Here is a 16,369-nt window from a genome sequence, read left to right as displayed (position 1 = left end):
GGTGTCGGCGGGTGAGGGCTACTGCGGGGTTTCGTCCCGGCGGAGTCGGGCGCTGACCTCTCCGAGGCCCTCGGCGAGGACGGCCAGCTGCTCGCGGGTGAGCACGTCGATCAGCAGTTCGCGCACCAGGGCGACGTGGCCGGGGGCGGCCCGGCGGATCATCTCCCGCCCCTGGTCGGTGAGTTCGGCGATGACGCCGCGCACGTCGCTGGGGCAGGAGCGGCGGCCGACCAGGCCCATCCGCTCCAGCTGGGTGACCTGGTAGGTCAGACCGCTCTTGGAGGTGACCAGCTTCTCGGCCAGCTCGGTCATCCGGAGCGCGTCACCCGGGGCGGCGGACAGGTGCACCAGGATCTCGTACTGCTGGTGCGAGAGACCGGAGTCCTCCTTCAGCTGGCGCTCCAGCCGGCGGTTGAGCAGGTTGCTCGCGACGACGAAGCCCCGCCAGGCGGCCATCTCGTCCTGGTCGAGCCAGCGGGGTTCGTTCAGTGAGGACATGGGGTGAAGCCTACTCCCGTTGTTCAAATTCGAACGAAGGTGTACCGTCGAGGGCAGAGGTTCAAATTTGAACTACCAGCGCCGACCCACTCGCCCCGAGCCGGCACCGAGGAGGACGCCATGAGCGCCACGGCCACCGAGCGCATGCCCGCCCTGTACCTGTCGCACGGCGCGCCACCGCTCGCCGACGACCCGGTCTGGCCCGGGGAACTGGCCGCCTGGTCGGCCGACCTGCCGCGCCCCACCGCCGTCCTGATGGTCTCCGCCCACTGGGAGGAGGCCCCGCTCGCCGTCGGCGCCGTCACCACCCGACCGCTGGTCTACGACTTCTGGGGCTTCCCCGAGCACTACTACCGGGTGCAGTACGCCGCCCCCGGCGCGCCGGCTCTCGCCGAGCGCGTGCGCAAGCTGCTGCGCGCCCCCGGCAGACCGGTCCAGGACGTCCCCGACCGAGGCCTCGACCACGGCGCGTACGTGCCGCTCGTGGAGATGTTCCCCGCGGCGGACATCCCGGTGCTGCAGATCTCCATGCCCACCCTCGACCCCCAGCGCCTCCTGGAGATCGGCCGGCGGCTCGCCCCCTTGCGCGACGAGGGCGTGCTGATCATCGGCAGCGGCTTCTTCACCCACAACCTGCGGGCACTCAGCAGCGACGGCCGGGTCACCTCGGTGATGGCCGAGTTCGACGACTGGGGCCGGCGCGCCCTGGACGCCCAGGACCTGGACGCACTGCTCGACTTCGAGCACAAGGCCCCGGCCGGGCGCCTCGCCCACCCGCGCACCGAGCACTTCGCCCCGCTGTTCGTCACCCTCGGTGCCGGCGAGGCCGACCTCGGCAGCCAGCGCAGCGTGATCGACGGGTTCTGGATGGGGCTGGCCAAGCGGTCGATCCAGCTGGGCTGACCGGCGCCGGTGGGTCACGTCGCGCAGCAGGTGAAGCGCTCGCCGATGTGCTCGGGCTGCTCGATCTCGTCCACCAGGGCGACCGCGTAGTCCGGCACGGAGATCCGGCTGCGGCCCCCGGCGTCGCTGAGCAGCTGCTCCAGGCCCGTCCGGTAGCGGCCGGTCCGCTCCCCCGGGCCGATCTCGGCGGACGGGCTGAGCACCGTCCAACGGACGTCGGAGACCGTCCGGAAGTAGTCCAGCGCCGCACCGTGGGCGTGCATGATCTGCAGGATCGGCTCCGGCAGGCCCGGCGCGTCCCAGACCCGCACGCCCGGCGCCGTCTCCAGGCTGCCCGCGCCACCGACCACGACCAGCCGGGGCGCCGCGTCGCCGAGCGCGCGCAGGCCCTCGACCAGGGAGCGCGCAGCGGGCTCGATCAGCGCCGCGTGGCCGGGGCCGTCGCCACCGCCGACGGCACTGACCAGGACGTCCCGGCCGCGCGCGACCCGGGCGACGTCGGCCGGGTCCAGCACGTCGCCGCGCTCCACGGAAGCGGCCCCGCCCCGGTAGCGGGCCGGGTCGCGGACCACCGCGGTGACGTCGTGCCCGCGGGCCGCGGCCTCCGTGACGACGGCACTGCCGATGCTGCCGTTGGCGCCGATGACGGCGATGCTGGCCATGGGATACCTGCCTGCCTGGGAGGTCGGGAGCCCCCCGGGGGCTCGGGCCGGGGGTGCCGGGTGACGGGGAGTGCGCCGGACGACGAGGACGGGGAACGGATCAATTGTCCGGCGGCCCTCCGGCGGCGGCTCCGGGGGCTGGGCCTATCGTGTGACGGCACGTCGGAAGCACGTTCGAGGAAACGGCAGGAAGAATGACCGTCATGCACGGGGACCCCGTACGGGAGGCCCTGGAGGAGTGTCTGCAGGTGCTCGCCCCGCACGCCCGGGACCGCGACTGGACCGTCCCCGCCGGGCCGCTGGAGTGGAGCTGCCGCGACACGGCCGCCCACATCGCCCACGACCTGCTCGCCTACGCCGGCCAGCTCGCCGCCCGGCCCAGGGACCGGTACCTGCCGTTCGACCTCACCGTCCGCCCGGAGGCCGACCCCCAGCAGGTGCTGGCCGTCCTCACCGCCGCCGGGCAGCTGCTGGGCCACGCCCTCGACGCGTCCACGGACGACCTGCGCGCGTACCACCACGGCCCCTGCGACCCGATAGGGTTCGCGGCGATGGGCGTGGCGGAGCTGGTGCTGCACACCCATGACATCTCGCTCGGCCTCGGCCTGGACTGGCAGCTGCCCGGGGCGGCGAGCCGCTTCGTGCTCGCCCGGCTCTTCCCGGACGCCCCGGAGGACCCGGACACCCACCCGGGGGACGTCCTGCTCTGGTGCACCGGGCGCGGGGAGCTGAACGGCCGCCCGCGCCAGACCTCGTGGGTCTGGCGGGCGGCCCGGGGAGAGTGGCCGGACTGAGCGGCCGGGGCCGCTACGCGTCGCCCGTGGTGGCGGCGCGCTCGGCCCTGCTGCGCTCGACGCACAGCTCGTTGCCCTCCGGATCGGCCAGGGTGACCCAGCCCTTGCCGTCCGGAGTGCGGTGGTCCGCCAGGACGGTCGCTCCCAGCGCCACCAGCCGCGCCACCTCCTCGTCCCGGCTGCGGTCCTGCGGCTGGAGGTCGAGGTGCACCCGGTTCTTCACCGCCTTGCCCTCGGGCACCCGGATGAACAGCAGCGAGGCGCCGGCGGACTCCACCACCGCCTCCTCGTCACCCGGGTTGTCGTCCTCGCCCACGGTGCCGTCCAGCGCCCGGGCCCAGAATCCGGCCAGGGCGTGCGGGTCGGCGCAGTCGATCGTCACGTGTCGCACCAGAGAAGCCATGCGCCTACTGTGTCCCGCACCGTCCGGGGCCGTCCAGCCGTTTCCGGGTGTGCCGGTGACCGTCGAGCGGATACGGGGGGAAGGCCGGGACGATCTCCGTGAAGGCGTAACCGCTCTTCTCCGCCACCCGGCAGGAGGCGTCGTTGTCCCCCGCGTGCAGCAGGTCGATCCGCAGCAGGCCGTCCTCGGCGAACACCTCGAAGGCCCAGGCGGTGAGGGCCTGCACGGCGCGCGGGGCCACCCCCCGGCCGCGTGCCCGGGCCACCGTCCAGTACCCCACCTCGGCCGTCTCCCCGCCGGGGGTGCCGCGCTTGAGCACGACGTTGCCGACCAGGGCGCCGTCGTCGAGGACGGCGAAGGCGTAGCGGGTGCCGGCCGCCCGGCCCTCGTACTGCCGGCCAAGCCAGCGTGCGGCCTGCTCCGGGCCGGACAGCGAGGTGTGGGTGAAACGGCGCAGGGTCTCGTCCCGGTAGGCCTCGAGGAGGGCGGGGGCGTCGGCGTCCTCGAAGGGGCGCAGCAGCAGGCCGTCTGCCGTCGGGGGCGGCGCGGTGAGGGGCGCCGTGCCCGCGCTCCGGGTGCTCCGCCGCGCCGCCGCGCCCGGCACCGGATCCGTCCGTCGGTCAGTCATGGCTGTTCTCCCCGTGGCCGTGCGTGGTCAGCAGAATTGGTCCTCGTGACCCTCGTGATCCTCGTGATCCTCCCACCGGACGGGCGGCCGCCGACAGGCCGGTTTGACCTTGACACTGGCGGCAGGGTCGGAGGGTTGCCCGCATGAGCGACATGAGCGACATGGGCGACGAGGACATGACGGAGCAGCAGCGGGCCGTGGTGGTCACCGGGGCCGGGACGGGGATCGGGCGGGCGACCGCGCGGGCGTTCGCGGCCGAGGGGGCCCGGGTGCTGGCGGTCGGGCGGCGGCCCGGGCCGCTGGCCGAGACGGCGAGCACCCACCCCGGGCTGATCGAGCCGCTGGTCGCGGACGTCACGGGGCCGGACGCGCCGGAGCGGATCGTCGGGGCCGCCCTGGAGCGGTACGGGCGGCTGGACGTCCTGGTCAACAACGCCGGGATCGTGCAGGGCGGGCAGGGCCTCGGCGGCTACCACCGGGCGGGGATCGAGGAGCTGCTGTCGGTCAACCTGGTCGCCCCGGTCCTGCTCGGGCAGGCCGCGCTCCCGGCGCTGGCCGACAGCCGGGGCGTGGTCGTCAACGTCAGCACCGCCGTCGGGCAGCGCGGCTGGCCGTCCAACGCGGTGTACGCGGCGAGCAAGGCCGCGCTGGAGACGGTCACCCGCAGCTGGGCGGTGGAGCTGGCGCCGCGCGGCGTCCGGGTGGTCGCGGTGGCGCCCGGGGCGATCGACACCCCGATCGGCGACCACGCGGGGTACGGCCCCGGCCAGCAGGCCGCGGTGCGGTCGTGGCAGATCGCGCACACCCCGCTGGGCCGGATCGGCCGGCCGGAGGAGGTGGCCTGGGCGATCACCCGACTCGCCGCCCCGCAGGCCTCGTTCGTCACCGGCGTAGTGTTGTCGGTCGACGGGGGCGCGCTGGTGGGCTAGGAGGTGGCCTCAACGGCCGGCGGGCTGACGGCCCGTGGGGCGGTGCGGACGGTGGGGACGGAGTGCGGGCGGGGGGACGGAGTGCGGGTGGCGAGGGCGGTGCGGGATGCGGATCGGTGAGCTGGCGGAGCGGACGGGCAGCACCGCCCGGGCGCTGCGGCACTACGAACAGGCCGGGCTGATCCACTCCGAGCGCGCCGCCAACGGCTACCGGGAGTACGGCGAGTCGGCGGTCGTGCGGGTGCGCAACATCCGCGCGCTGGTCGGCGCCGGGCTGACCCTGGAGGACCTCCGGCCGCTGCTGGGCTGCCTGGACGGCGACGTGCTCTCCCGACCGCCGTCCGAGCGGGTGCTGCGCACCGTCCGGGAGCGGCTCACGGTGCTGGAGGCCCGGATCGCCGCCCAGACCGAGACCCGGGACCGGCTGGTGGCGGCGCTGGCCGCCGCCGGGAGCCGCGCGCACGGGTGACACCCCCGATCGGGGGTGTGCAGCGGGCGGGCGGGAGAGGACAGTGGGCGCATGCAGATTCCACTCTCCGTGATGGACTTCCTCGACCGGGCCGAGCTGGTCTACGGCGACCGGGTCGGCATCGTCGACGAGCCGGTGCAGCCTGCCGAATCCTGGGGCGAGCTGAGCTACCGACGGATCGCCGAACTCGCCCGCGCCCAGGCGGCCGGGCTGGACCGGCTCGGCGTCGGGCCCGGCGAGCGGGTCGCGATCGTCTCGCACAACTCGGCCCGGCTGCTGACCTCCTTCTTCGGGGTGAGCGGGTACGGCCGGGTGCTGGTGCCGGTGAACTTCCGGCTGAAGGCCGAGGAGGTCGCGTACATCGTCGAGCAGAGCGGCGCCACCGTGCTGCTCGTCGACCCCGAACTCGCCGACGCGCTGGACGGGGTGGTGGCCAAGCACAAGTTCGTGCTCGGTGCGGACAGCGACGCCGTGCTCCACGACTTCGCCAACGAGCCGCGCCGGTACGCGATCTCCGAGAACGACACCGCCACCGTCAACTACACCAGCGGAACCACCGCCCGCCCCAAGGGCGTCCAGCTGACCCACCGCAACATCTGGCTGAACGCGACCCTGATGGGCCTGCACTACGGCGCGAACGACCGGGACGTGTACCTGCACACCCTGCCGATGTTCCACGCCAACGGCTGGGGCCTGCCGTTCTCGCTCACCGGCCTCGGCGCCCGGCACATCGTGCTGCGCAAGGTCGACGGCGCGGAGATCCTGCGCCGGGTCGAGCGGCACGGGGTGACCTTCCTGTCCGGCGCGCCCGCCGTGGTCCAGATGGTGCTGGACGCGGCGGCCGACTGGGACGGCCCGGTGCCCGGCCGGGACCGGGTGCGGATGATCGTGGCCGGCGCGCCGCCGCCGACCTCGGTGGTGCAGCAGGTCGAGGAACACCTGGGCTGGGAGTTCATGCAGCTCTACGGCCTGACCGAGACCGCCCCGATCGTGACCGTCAACCGCTCGCGCGCCGAGTGGGACGCCCTGCCGGCCGCCGAGCGGGCCGAGAGACTGGTGCAGGCCGGTGCCCCGGCGCTCGGCACCCAGCTGCGGGTCGACCCCTCCGGCGAGGTGCTGGTGCGCTCCAACACCGTGCTGGACGGCTACTGGCAGCAGCCCGGGGCCACCGCCGAGGCGCTGCGCGACGGCTGGTTCCACACCGGCGACGGCGGCACCCTCACCGACGGCCAACTGACCATCTCCGACCGGAAGAAGGACGTCATCATCAGCGGCGGGGAGAACGTCTCCTCGATCGAGGTGGAGGACTGCCTCTACAGCCACCCGGCGGTGGCCGAGGCGGCGGTGATCGGGGTGCCCCACGAGAAGTGGGGCGAGACGGTCAAGGCGCTGGTGGTGCTCCGGGAGGGCCGGGGGGACGTCACCGAGGCGGAGCTGATCGCGCACTGCAAGCAGCGGCTGGCCGGCTACAAGTCGCCCACCTCGGTGGAGTTCCGGGACGCGCTGCCGCGCACCGCCACCGGGAAGCTGCAGAAGTTCCGGCTGCGCGAGCCGTACTGGACGGGGCGCGAGCGGCAGGTCAACTGACCCGTCAGCGGACCAGCCCGGCTTCCCGGGCGGCGACGGCGAGTTCGGTCCGGTTGCGGACACCGAGCTTGTGCATCGCGGACTTGAGGTAGCCGGTCACGGTGTTGCAGGTCAGGCCCAGGCGGGCGGCGATCTCCGGGTTGGTCCGGCCGGTCGCCGCCCAGCGCAGCACCTCGTGCTCGCGCGGGGTCAACGCCCTCGCGGGGGCCGGCCGGGGCCGCTCCCGGCTCCAGGCGGCGGCCCCGGCGAGCGCCCGGGACGCGGCCCTGGCCAGCGCGCCGACGGCGGAGATCCGGACGTCCCCGAACGGCACCACGGCGCGCACCGAGGCGTACACCACGCCGTGCACGGTGGCGCCGTCCAGCAGGGGGACGGTCAGCATCGCGTACAGGTCCTCGGCGGCCACCGCCGCGTCGTAGTGGTGCGAGATGGTCGTCGCCGCGCGGTAGTCGGGCACCCAGGTGGGCGCGCGCTCGACCAGCGCGCGCCCACCGAGACCGAGGCCGGCCGGGACGGCCACGTTGTGCAGCAGGTCCGCCCGGGTGCCCGCCCAGTGGCGCAGCACCATGCCCTCGTCGCCCCTCCCCCGCCCCGGCAGCGGCTCGGGGACGCCGACCAGCCCGACGTCCGCGCCGCACTCCGCCACCACCCGGCGGGCGAGGTCCCCGAGCACCGCGTCCCGCACCAGTTCGGCGGCGCGGGCGGCGAGTTCCGGGTCGTCGGTCCGGGCGGCGGGTCGGGGGGCGCCCGGCAGGGGGGCGACGGCCCGGGGGTCAGCGGGCCGGGTGGCGGCGGGCCGGGTGGCGGCCGCCCGCGCGGCGGGTCCGGAGGCGTGGGCCCGGGCGGCGTCACCGTACGGTCGCGCAGCTCGGGGGGTGTCCGCGCTCGTCATCGCGCGATTGTCACACGGGGCTCGGCCGGTGGCGAGAGTTCTGACGTGCGTGTTTCGTGGAGTGGCGGGCGTCGGCGGCCGGCCCGGCGTAGGGTGCCGCCGAGACTACCGGCGGGTAGCAACTGCCTTGATCGGAAGGGAAGCCGATGACCGACCCGAGCACCCCGACTCGGCCCCCGGCGGACGTCCTGCACGGCCTGCTGGCCGATCTGGCGGCCGAGAGCGACGTCCTGGACGACCTGGTGGCCGCACTGGCGCCCGAGGACTGGGCCCGGCCGACCCCCGCCGAGGGGTGGACGGTCGCGCACCAGATCGCCCACCTGGCCTGGACCGACGACTGGACGGTCCTGGCCGCACGGGATCCGGAGGGTTTCACCACGGCCTTCGGCAGCGCCGTCGAACGGCTGGCCCCCGGCGCCGACCCGGTCGAGGAGGGCGCCCGGGAGGGTGCGGCCGCCGGGCCCGCGCAGTTGCTCGCCCGCTGGCGGGCCGGCCGGGCGGAGGTGCTCGCCGCACTCGGCTCCGCCCCGGCCGACGTCCGGTTGGCCTGGTTCGGCCCGCCGATGAAGCCGGCCTCGATGGCCACCGCCCGGCTGATGGAGACCTGGGCGCACGGCCAGGACGTCGCGGACGCCCTCGGCGCGACCCGCGAGCCCACCGCCCGCCTCCGGCACATCGCCCACCTGGGGCTGCGCACCCTCGGCTTCGCCTTCGCCGCCCACGGACTGCCCGCGCCGGACCGCCCGGTGCGGCTCGAACTCACCGCCCCCGACGGCGGGACGTGGACCTTCGGCCCGGCCGGCGCAGCGGACGTGGTGACCGGCCCGGCCCTGGACTTCTGCCTGCTGGTGACCCAGCGCCGCCACCGCGACGACCTGGCCCTGACCGCCACCGGCCCGGTCGCCACCGCCTGGCTCCCGATCGCCCAGGCCTTCGCGGGAGCTCCCGGCAAGGGGCGGCAGCCACGGGCCTAAGGACTGCCCACCGTGCCGTCCCGGGCAAGGGCCGCCGCTCCCGACGTTCAGAGGCCGATCCGAAGCGGGGTGAGCCGGGTGGCGATCAGGTTGGTGGCGCCCTTGTCGCGTTCGACGTGGCCGTGGACCAGCAGGCCGGCCCGGTCCAGGGCGGTGCGGCGCTGGGACTCCCAGACCGGGCGGTTGCAGATCACGTTGATCAGGCCGGTCTCGTCCTCCAGGCTGAGGAAGAGCACCCCGCCGGCCGTCGGCGGGCGCTGCCGGTGGGTGACCAGGCCGCCGACCACCACCGCGGTCCCCGGGGGGACGTCCGGCAGTTGGGCGGCGCGGAGCGCGCCGCCGCGGTCCAGGTGGGCGCGCAGGTGCTGGAGCGGGTGGCTGGTGGCGGAGGTGCCGGTGGCCCACAGGTCGGCGATGGTCGCCTCGACGGGGCTCATCTCGGGCAGCTCCGGCGCCTCGGTGCCGGGCGTGGTGCCGGGCAGCAGGTCGGCCGAGATCCCGGCGAACGCCCCGGCGGCCCAGAGCGCCTGACGCCTCGTCAGTCCGAAGCAGTCGAAGGCCCCGGCCGTCGCCAGCGCCTCCAGGACGGGCGCGGGCAGGCCGGTGCGGCGGGCGAAGTCCTCCAGGTCCGCGTACGGCTGTCCGGCGGCGATCGCCTCGGCCTGCGGGGTGCCGATGCCGCGCACCGTCTCCAGCCCGAGCCGGATGGCCGGCTGCGGACGGCCGGCGGTCAGCGGGGGCTTGGGCGTCGGCCCCCGGTAGGGCTCCAGGGTGGGGCGCGGCCCGCTGGCGTTGACGTCCACCCCGCGCACCCGCACGCCGTGCCGCCGGGCGTCCGCGACCAGGCTGAGCGGCGAGTAGAAGCCCATCGGCTGGTTGGCCAGCAGGGCGCAGGCGAAGGCCGCCGGGAAGTGGTACTTGAGCCAGGCGCTGGCGTACACCAGGTAGGCGAAGCTGATCGCGTGGCTCTCCGGGAAGCCGTAGTTGGAGAAGGCCTCGATCTTGCCGTAGACGTCCTCGGCCACCTCGGGCGGGATGCCGCGCTCGGCCATCCCGCCGAGCAGCCGCTCGCGCAGCCGGGCCACCCGCTCGTGGGAGCGCTTGGCGCCCATCGCCTGGCGCAGCTGATCGGCCTCGGACGGGGTGAACCCGGCGCAGTCGATCGCGAGTTGCATCATCTGCTCCTGGAACAGCGGCACCCCGAGGGTCTTGCCCAGGGCGTTCTCCATCAGCGGGTGCGGGCAGCCGGGCCGCTCCACTCCGGCGCGGCGGCGCAGGTACGGGTGGACGGAGCCGCCCTGGATCGGGCCGGGACGGATCAGTGCGACCTCGACCACCAGGTCGTAGAAGTGGTCCGGCTTGAGCCGGGGCAGGGTGGCCATCTGCGCCCGGGACTCCACCTGGAACACGCCCACGGTGTCGGCGCGGCGCAGCATCGCGTACACGCCCTCGTCGTCGTCCGGGATGGTGGCGAGGTCGTAGCGCAGGCCGTGGTGCTCGGCGACCAGGTCGCAGGCGTCGTGCAGCGCGGCGAGCATGCCGAGGCCGAGCAGGTCGATCTTCACCAGCCCGGCGCCGGCAGTGGACTCCTTGTCCCACTGCAGCACCGAACGCCCGGGCATCCGGGCCCACTCGGTCGGGCAGATCTCGCCGATCGGCTCCCTGGTGAGCACCATGCCGCCCGAGTGGATGCCCAAGTGCCGAGGAAGGCCGTGGAGTTGACCGGCGAGCGAGAGCACGTCGGAGGGGATGACGGCGTCCGCACCGGGCTCGGAGCGGAAGTCGACCTGCCGGCTGAAGGCGTCCACCTGCCCCTGCGGGTAACCGAGCACCCGGGCGGCGTCGCGGATCGCCAGCCGGGGCCGGTAGGTGATCACGTTGGCGACCTGGGCGGCGTGCTCGCGGCCGTAGCGGCGGTAGACGTACTGGATGACCTCCTCGCGGCGGCGGTTCTCGATGTCCAGGTCGATGTCGGGCGGCCCGTCCCGGGCGGTGGAGAGGAAGCGTTCGAACAGCAGCTTGTAGTGGATCGGGTCGACGGCGGTGATCCCGAGGGCGAAGCAGACCGCCGAGTTGGCGGCCGAGCCGCGGCCCTGGCACCAGATGTCCTCGCGGCGGCAGAAGTCCACGATGTCGTGCACGATCAGGAAGTAGCCGGCCAGGTCGAGGTCCTCGATCACGTCCAGCTCCTTGGCGAGCTGACGGCGGGCGGCGGCGTTGCCGGGCCCGAAGCGGGCCGGGCCGCCGGCGGCGACCAGGGCGCGCAGGTGGCTGATCTCGGTCTCGCCCTCGGGGACGGGGTAGCCGGGCAGCTCCGGGTCCAGCTTGGCGAAGTCGAAGGCGCAGGCCCGGCCGAGTTCGGCGGTGGCCCGCTGCACCCCGGGGAAGCGGGCCAGCCGGGCGGCCATCTCCCGGCCCGAGCGCAGGTGCGCGGTGCCGGCCGCCATGGTCCAGCCGGCCGCCTCCTGGAGGGTGCGGCGCTCGTGCAGCGCGGCCAGGCTCTGCGCCAGGCGGCCCTGGGCGGGGCCGGCGTGGTGGGCGTTGGTGGAGGCGACGACGGACAGGCGCGCCCCGGCGGCGAGCGCGGCGAGGGCGTCGTTGCGCCGGTCGTCGCCGGGCAGCCACTGGTCGATCAGCTCGACGTGGACGTTCTCCCGGCCGAACGCCTCGGTGAGGGTGTGCAGTCGGCGCTCGGCCTCACCCCGGTCGGAGCCGCGCTTCCCGGCCAGGGCGGCGGGGACCCGGCCGAGGCGGCAGCCGGTGAGCACCGCCCAGTGGCCGTCGTGCGCGTCGGCCAGCGCCGCCAGGTCGTACACCGGGCGGCCCTTGGCGCCGCCGGCCAGCTGGGCGGCGGCGATCGCGGCGGAGAGGCGGCGGTAGCCGGCCGGGTCGCGGGCGAGGACCAGCAGGTGTTCGACGTCCTCCGGGGAGTGCCGGATCGTCAGCTCGGCGCCGAACACGGTGGCCACGCCCGTCCCCCGGGCCGCCATGGCGAGCCGGACGGCGCCGTACAGGCCGTCGTGGTCGGTGATCGCGAGGGTCTCGACGCCCAGCCGGGCGGCCTCGGCGACCAGGTCCTCCGGGTCGCTGGCGCCGTCCAGGAAGCTGAAGGCGGAGTGGACGTGCAGTTCGGCCCAGGGTTCGGCGCCCGGCTCGGGGCGGGGGGCGGAGGCGTCGGGCCTTGCGGGGCCGTCGGCGTCAGGCCCGGCGGGGGCGTGGGCGTCGGGCCCTGCGGCCGGCGGTTCGTCGCTGCCGGCCTCCGGGGCAGGGGGCTCCCCGGCGCGGCGGCGCAGCGGGACGACCGTGCGGTCCGGCGCCGCGCCGGTCAGCCGCCGGTGCAGTTCGCTCCAGGGGACGGTGGGGTGGCTGGTGAAGCCCATCGGGGTTGCCTTCGTCGTTCTCGTGCTCGTCCTGCCCCCCTTCGGGCTCTGCGGCCCTCTCCGCACCCGCCGCTAGTCGTAGCCGGCCTCCAGGTACCACGCACCCCCCTCCACGGTGAGCAGCAGCGCGCGACCGCCGTCCACCACCATCTGGAACCGCGCCCGACGGCGGGCCAGCGACTGGTCCCACCAGTACTCGACCGCCGGCCAGGGCCCCGTCCAGCCCGCCACCCGCTCCTCCCGGCCCCGGACCACGACCAGGGCCGGCCGGGCCGACACCCCCGCCCGGCCGTCCACCGTGACCGGTCGGCCGGCCTCGTCCAACACCCGCACCGGCGCCGGATCGCGCAGCACCACGGTCGGCCAGAGCCCCTCCAGCCGGCCCGGCCAGGGCGCCTCGGCCGGCGCCGCCGCCTCGTACGGCTCGCCCCACGGCACCTTGACCTGCTGCTCCCCCGGGCCACGACCGCCGGCCGGCTCGATCCGGCGCAGCCCGGCGTGCCCGAGCACCGCCTGCACCCGGGCCACCGCCCGCTCCACCCGGTCGTCCGCGACGGCCTGGCCCCACAGGGCGAGCTGGCGGCCCTGGTCCGGGGAGAGGCCGTCGGGGGCCAGCCGGAGCAGGGTGAAGCCCTCCTGGCCGCCGTTCGTCCGCTCGCTCCCGAAGGTGCCCGCGCCCTGCCAGGCCTGGAGCTGCCAGCGGACCCGCTCGGCCAGAGCCGTCGCCGACAGCCGGCCCTCGTGCCGCCACAGCCGCGAGGCCGTCCGGCCGTCCGCACAGGCCACCTCGACGGCTACCCGACGGCAGGTCAGCCCGGCCCCGGCCAGCCGCTGGTGCAACTGCTCGGCGAGCGTGCGGGCGACGAACACCAGCGGCTCGGCGGTCGGCTCCGGCGGGTCGAAGCGCTGCTCGACGGAGAGGTCCGGCTCCTCGTCGCGCGGCACCAGCGGGCGCGGCTGCAGGCCGCGGGCCAGCCGGTGGGCGACCGTTCCGGACGGGCCGAAGCGGTCCGCGACCGACTCCGCGGGCAACGCGGCGAAGGCCCCGACGGTGGGCAGGCCGAGCCGCCCCAGCAGTTCGGCCAGCGGCTCGTCGCCCAGCGTGCCCACCGGGTACGGGGCGAGGAACTCCGCCGTACGGCCGGCCGGCACCAGCACCCCGGCGCGGGCGGCGAGCACGGCGGCGAACAGGCCGTCGGCGACCCCGATCCGGGCGTGGGGTGCGGTCTGCGGTGCGGGGGGTGCGGTCGGGGTGGCTCGGCCGGCCGGGTCCGGCGGGCCTGCCGTGTCCGCAGGGTCGAGCGGGTTTGCCGGATCGAGCGTGCCTGACGGGTCCGCCGGGTCGGTCCGTTCGGTCGGTTCCCCGGTGGGCACCGCCACCGCGCCGGGGACGGCGTCCGGGACGGGCGGCCGGCTGAGCGCCTCCGCCACCGCCGCGCCGACCTTGGCCGCCAGCGCCTCCTCGCCGCCGAAGTACCGGCCCGGGCCCTTCACCGGGATGGCGCACAGGCCCGGGCGGATCACCTCCACCCGAGGGGTGAACGCCTCCACCGCCGCGACCACCGGCTCGAACCGGCGGGTCTCCGCCTCCGGGTCGCGGTCGCGCAGCTCCAGCTCCGGGCAGAGCCGCTGGGCCAGCTTGAGCCGCTGTCCCTGCCGCACCCCGGCCGCACGGGCACCCGCCGAACAGGCCAGGATCCGGCCGCCCTCGGTCACCGCCACCGGGTCGTCGCCCGTGACGGCCACCACCGGCCAGTCCGGACACCAGACCACCAGCACCCGGGGAGTCCGGTCGCCGTCGGACATCGTCGGCATCTCACACCACCGCCGCCACCGGTGGCAGCCCCACCTGGAGGGGCTGCTCCCGGACCTGCTCGTATCCCTGTGCGCGTCCCTGCTCGTATCCCTGTCCGCGTCCCTGCTCGTGGACCTCCTCGTGGAGCCCCGGGACCTGCGTCCGGGCCTGCTCCCGGACCGGGCGCACCGCGCCGTCCTCGTCCGGCAGCCAGAGCCGGGCCGAGCGGCCGCGCACCGCCGAACCCCGCCCCTCGGCCACCACCTCGACCTGCCGCCCGGCGAGCCGGCCGTAGCCGTCACCCAGCCCGAACCAGCGCCCGGACCGCACCCCCAACCTCAGGACCGCTCCCGGCCACGGCCCGGCCACCAGCAGCACGCAGCCGCTACGCCGCAGCACCGCGGCCAGCCGGGTGGCCAGCTTCGGCGGCACCGGGCCGTCCGGGCGCAGCATGATCAGTTCAACCGCGCCGGCCAGGACCGACACCACCTCGGGCCAGTGCGGCCCCGGGTCGTCCGCGACCAGCAGGCGCCGCAGGTCCAGCCCGTACCCCTCGGCAGCCGCCAGCCCGAGGTCCGGCAGCCCGACCGCCGCGGCCCAGCCGCCCCCGGTCTCCCGCACCCCGGCGGCCAGCGCCAGCAGCAGCCCGGCGTCCCCGCCCGCCACCGACACCGCCGTCCCCCGCCGCAGTCCGCCGTCCGGCAGCACCTCCCGCAGGGCGGGCACCACCGGCACCAGCCCGCGCACCGCCGCCTGACCGTCCTCGGGGGCGCCGGCCGACACGACCGACCGGAGGGCGGGCGTCACCTGCCGCGCCCGTTCCTCCAGCGCTGCCGGCTTCTCCGCCTCCCCCGGCTTCCCCGCGCCACCGGGCCTCCCCCGTCCCTCGGGCCTCCCCGGCTCCCGGGCCGGGGCAGCCGGGAGCGCCACCGGTCGGAGCGCGGGACGTTCGAGCTGCTCAGCGGCGGATTCGAAAACAGATTCGAAAACGGGCACAACTCCAGGATCGAACATCCGTTCGCAAAGATTCAAGTCCGCCACACCCGCCTCATTCGTCACTCTCCGTGCTGGTCACGGTGGGTGCCCGGCCGCCGGCGGACCACGGCCGGGATCGCACCGCCCTGCCTCGGCCGCTGTTCGAGGCGGCGGTGGACCGCCTCCGCTTTCCCAGCGGGCTGCGGCTGCCGGGGTGTTGACGCGTCCTCCCGGGCCGGGCCCGATCGAGGCGGAGCGCCGGAGGACGGCTCCGGTGACCCGGTCGGCGTTCGAACGGGCCCGGCCCCAGCAGCCGGCGAAGGGCCGCCACGAGGGGCGTCCCGGGTTCGTTCGAACAGGTGGGGCGCCGAGGAGGAGAGGAGGAGAGACGGAGAACACCCCGGCGACCGCGTCGGCCGCCGCACGCTCCAGCGGCCGCCCGCCGGGCCGACCGGGCCGCAGCCGCATCGAACAGCCCCCGTGCCGTCCCGCCACCACCCCCCGCGTCACGGGCCGAATTCGGTGGACAGTTCCCCTGCGGTCGACAGACTGATCCCATGAGTGAGACGAGCGGTACGAGCGGCATACGCGCGGCGGACGACAAGAACGACCTCCGGATCTACCTCCAGGACGCCCGCGACGCCCTGCTGTGGAAACTCGAGGGCCTCTCCGAGTACGACCTGCGGCGCCCGCTCACTCCGACCGGTACCAACCTGCTGGGGCTGGTCAAGCACGTCACCGGCGCCGAGGCGCTGTACTTCGGCGAGACCTTCAGGCGGCCCTTCCCCGAGCCGGCCCCGCTGTGGTTCGTCGGCACCACCGAACCCAACGGCGACCTGTGGGCCCGGGCGGACGAGGCCACCGAGGAGATCATCGGGCGCTACCGTCGGGCCTGGGCGCACTCGGACGCCACCGTCGAAGCGCTGCCGCTGGACGCGGTGGGCCGGATACCGGTCGGTGACCGCCCCGAGCAGACCCTGCACCGGGTGCTCGTCCACATGATCGCCGAGACCCACCGGCACGTCGGCCACGCCGACCTGGTCCGCGAACTCATCGACGGCGCCACCGGCCAGCGCCCGGACGGCGCCAACACCGCCCCGGGCGACGAGGACTGGTGGCAGGCCCACCACGACCGTGTGGAGCGGGCCGCCCGGGAAGCCGGCGGTCTCGCCTGACCCGCGGGCGGCGGTGCCGGAGGGATTTGCCGCGGTGCCGGGGAGGTGACGGGTGCGGCCGGCGGAAGGCGGTGTCACGGCGGAGGCCGGGACGGGCGGCGCTCCCGGCAGGTGGGACGGCGGCGCGGACGGGCCGGAGCGCCGGGCGCCGGGGCTGTCGGGTGGGCCCGCTAGACGAGTAGTTCCGAAGTCGGCTGGGTTTGCCGGTTTTGCTCCGGGCATGCAGGGAGGGTGTCCAGCATTCGGGTTGTGACGACCGAAGAGCTGGACACCCTCCTGACCGCACTCTACGTGCAGATCGATGA

General features: G+C 75.5%; 15 protein-coding genes. 7 read left to right on the top strand and 8 right to left on the bottom strand.

Translation table 11 applies throughout. The features are described from left to right. Positions 1–18: 18 nt before the first annotated feature. Positions 19–489 (bottom strand): MarR family transcriptional regulator, encoded by a 471-nt coding sequence (locus ACGF07_RS32660; RefSeq protein WP_350740086.1) that lies wholly within the window; start codon positions 487–489, stop codon positions 19–21. Positions 490–618: 129 nt separating this feature from the next. Between ACGF07_RS32660 and ACGF07_RS32655 the strand changes: the two genes are divergently transcribed. Then, positions 619–1,401, top strand: a complete 783-nt coding sequence (locus tag ACGF07_RS32655; RefSeq protein WP_392904783.1) for a dioxygenase — start codon at positions 619–621, stop codon at positions 1,399–1,401. Positions 1,402–1,415: 14 nt separating this feature from the next. On the opposite strand, the gene ACGF07_RS32650 is transcribed toward ACGF07_RS32655, so the two are convergent. After that, on the bottom strand, positions 1,416–2,063 hold the full coding sequence (locus ACGF07_RS32650; RefSeq protein WP_392904781.1) for an NAD(P)-dependent oxidoreductase: 648 nt from the start codon (positions 2,061–2,063) through the stop codon (positions 1,416–1,418). A gap of 194 nt (positions 2,064–2,257) precedes the next feature. Here ACGF07_RS32650 and ACGF07_RS32645 point away from each other — a divergent pair, with 194 nt between their 5' ends. Further along, a complete protein-coding gene (locus ACGF07_RS32645; protein ID WP_392904779.1) occupies positions 2,258–2,857 on the top strand; it encodes a hypothetical protein in 600 nt (199 codons plus the stop codon). Positions 2,858–2,870: 13 nt separating this feature from the next. Here the strand turns inward: ACGF07_RS32645 and ACGF07_RS32640 are convergent, their stop codons facing one another. After that, positions 2,871–3,260, bottom strand: a complete 390-nt coding sequence (locus ACGF07_RS32640; RefSeq protein ID WP_392904777.1) for a VOC family protein — start codon at positions 3,258–3,260, stop codon at positions 2,871–2,873. A 4-nt stretch (positions 3,261–3,264) separates the two neighbouring features. Continuing rightward, positions 3,265–3,888 (bottom strand): GNAT family N-acetyltransferase, encoded by a 624-nt coding sequence (locus tag ACGF07_RS32635; RefSeq protein WP_392904774.1) that lies wholly within the window; start codon positions 3,886–3,888, stop codon positions 3,265–3,267. Positions 3,889–4,031: 143 nt separating this feature from the next. Here ACGF07_RS32635 and ACGF07_RS32630 point away from each other — a divergent pair, with 143 nt between their 5' ends. The 3 genes from ACGF07_RS32630 (at position 4,032) to ACGF07_RS32620 (ending at position 6,873) form a co-directional block, all read left to right on the top strand. After that, a complete protein-coding gene (locus ACGF07_RS32630; RefSeq protein ID WP_392904772.1) occupies positions 4,032–4,817 on the top strand; it encodes an SDR family NAD(P)-dependent oxidoreductase in 786 nt (261 codons plus the stop codon). A gap of 106 nt (positions 4,818–4,923) precedes the next feature. Beyond that, the gene (locus ACGF07_RS32625; protein WP_392904770.1) at positions 4,924–5,286 is read left to right on the top strand and encodes a MerR family transcriptional regulator; all 363 of its coding nucleotides are present in this window, start codon (positions 4,924–4,926) and stop codon (positions 5,284–5,286) included. Positions 5,287–5,337: 51 nt separating this feature from the next. Beyond that, complete coding sequence (locus tag ACGF07_RS32620) at positions 5,338–6,873, top strand: AMP-binding protein (protein WP_392904767.1); 1,536 nt, start codon at positions 5,338–5,340, stop codon at positions 6,871–6,873. 4 nt (positions 6,874–6,877) lie between these two features. Here ACGF07_RS32620 and ACGF07_RS32615 read toward each other — a convergent pair whose 3' ends face one another. Beyond that, positions 6,878–7,765 (bottom strand): LuxR C-terminal-related transcriptional regulator, encoded by an 888-nt coding sequence (locus ACGF07_RS32615; RefSeq protein ID WP_392904765.1) that lies wholly within the window; start codon positions 7,763–7,765, stop codon positions 6,878–6,880. A gap of 146 nt (positions 7,766–7,911) precedes the next feature. Here ACGF07_RS32615 and ACGF07_RS32610 point away from each other — a divergent pair, with 146 nt between their 5' ends. Beyond that, complete coding sequence (locus ACGF07_RS32610; protein WP_392904763.1) at positions 7,912–8,739, top strand: TIGR03084 family metal-binding protein; 828 nt, start codon at positions 7,912–7,914, stop codon at positions 8,737–8,739. Between the two features lie 47 nt (positions 8,740–8,786). Here the strand turns inward: ACGF07_RS32610 and ACGF07_RS32605 are convergent, their stop codons facing one another. The 3 genes from ACGF07_RS32605 to ACGF07_RS32595 all read right to left on the bottom strand — a co-directional run bounded on the left by ACGF07_RS32605 (position 8,787) and on the right by ACGF07_RS32595 (position 14,721). Continuing rightward, complete coding sequence (locus ACGF07_RS32605) at positions 8,787–12,119, bottom strand: error-prone DNA polymerase (protein ID WP_392904761.1); 3,333 nt, start codon at positions 12,117–12,119, stop codon at positions 8,787–8,789. A 72-nt stretch (positions 12,120–12,191) separates the two neighbouring features. Continuing rightward, complete coding sequence (locus ACGF07_RS32600) at positions 12,192–13,934, bottom strand: DNA polymerase Y family protein (protein WP_392904758.1); 1,743 nt, start codon at positions 13,932–13,934, stop codon at positions 12,192–12,194. A 1-nt stretch (position 13,935) separates the two neighbouring features. Then, a complete protein-coding gene (locus ACGF07_RS32595; protein ID WP_392904755.1) occupies positions 13,936–14,721 on the bottom strand; it encodes a hypothetical protein in 786 nt (261 codons plus the stop codon). Between the two features lie 725 nt (positions 14,722–15,446). On the opposite strand from ACGF07_RS32595, the gene ACGF07_RS32590 reads away from it, so the two are divergent. Further along, positions 15,447–16,064 carry a DinB family protein gene (locus ACGF07_RS32590; protein ID WP_392904752.1) on the top strand — a complete coding sequence of 206 codons (618 nt, stop codon included), beginning with the start codon at positions 15,447–15,449 and terminating at the stop codon, positions 16,062–16,064. The last annotated feature ends 305 nt before the right edge of the window (positions 16,065–16,369 follow it).

Origin of the sequence: Kitasatospora sp. NPDC048194, assembly GCF_043202455.1 — a bacterium.
In the GTDB taxonomy this organism is placed as follows: domain Bacteria; phylum Actinomycetota; class Actinomycetes; order Streptomycetales; family Streptomycetaceae; genus Kitasatospora.
Note: the sequence above shows the minus strand (reverse complement) of the source record. Positions and strands in the feature narration are given on the sequence as shown.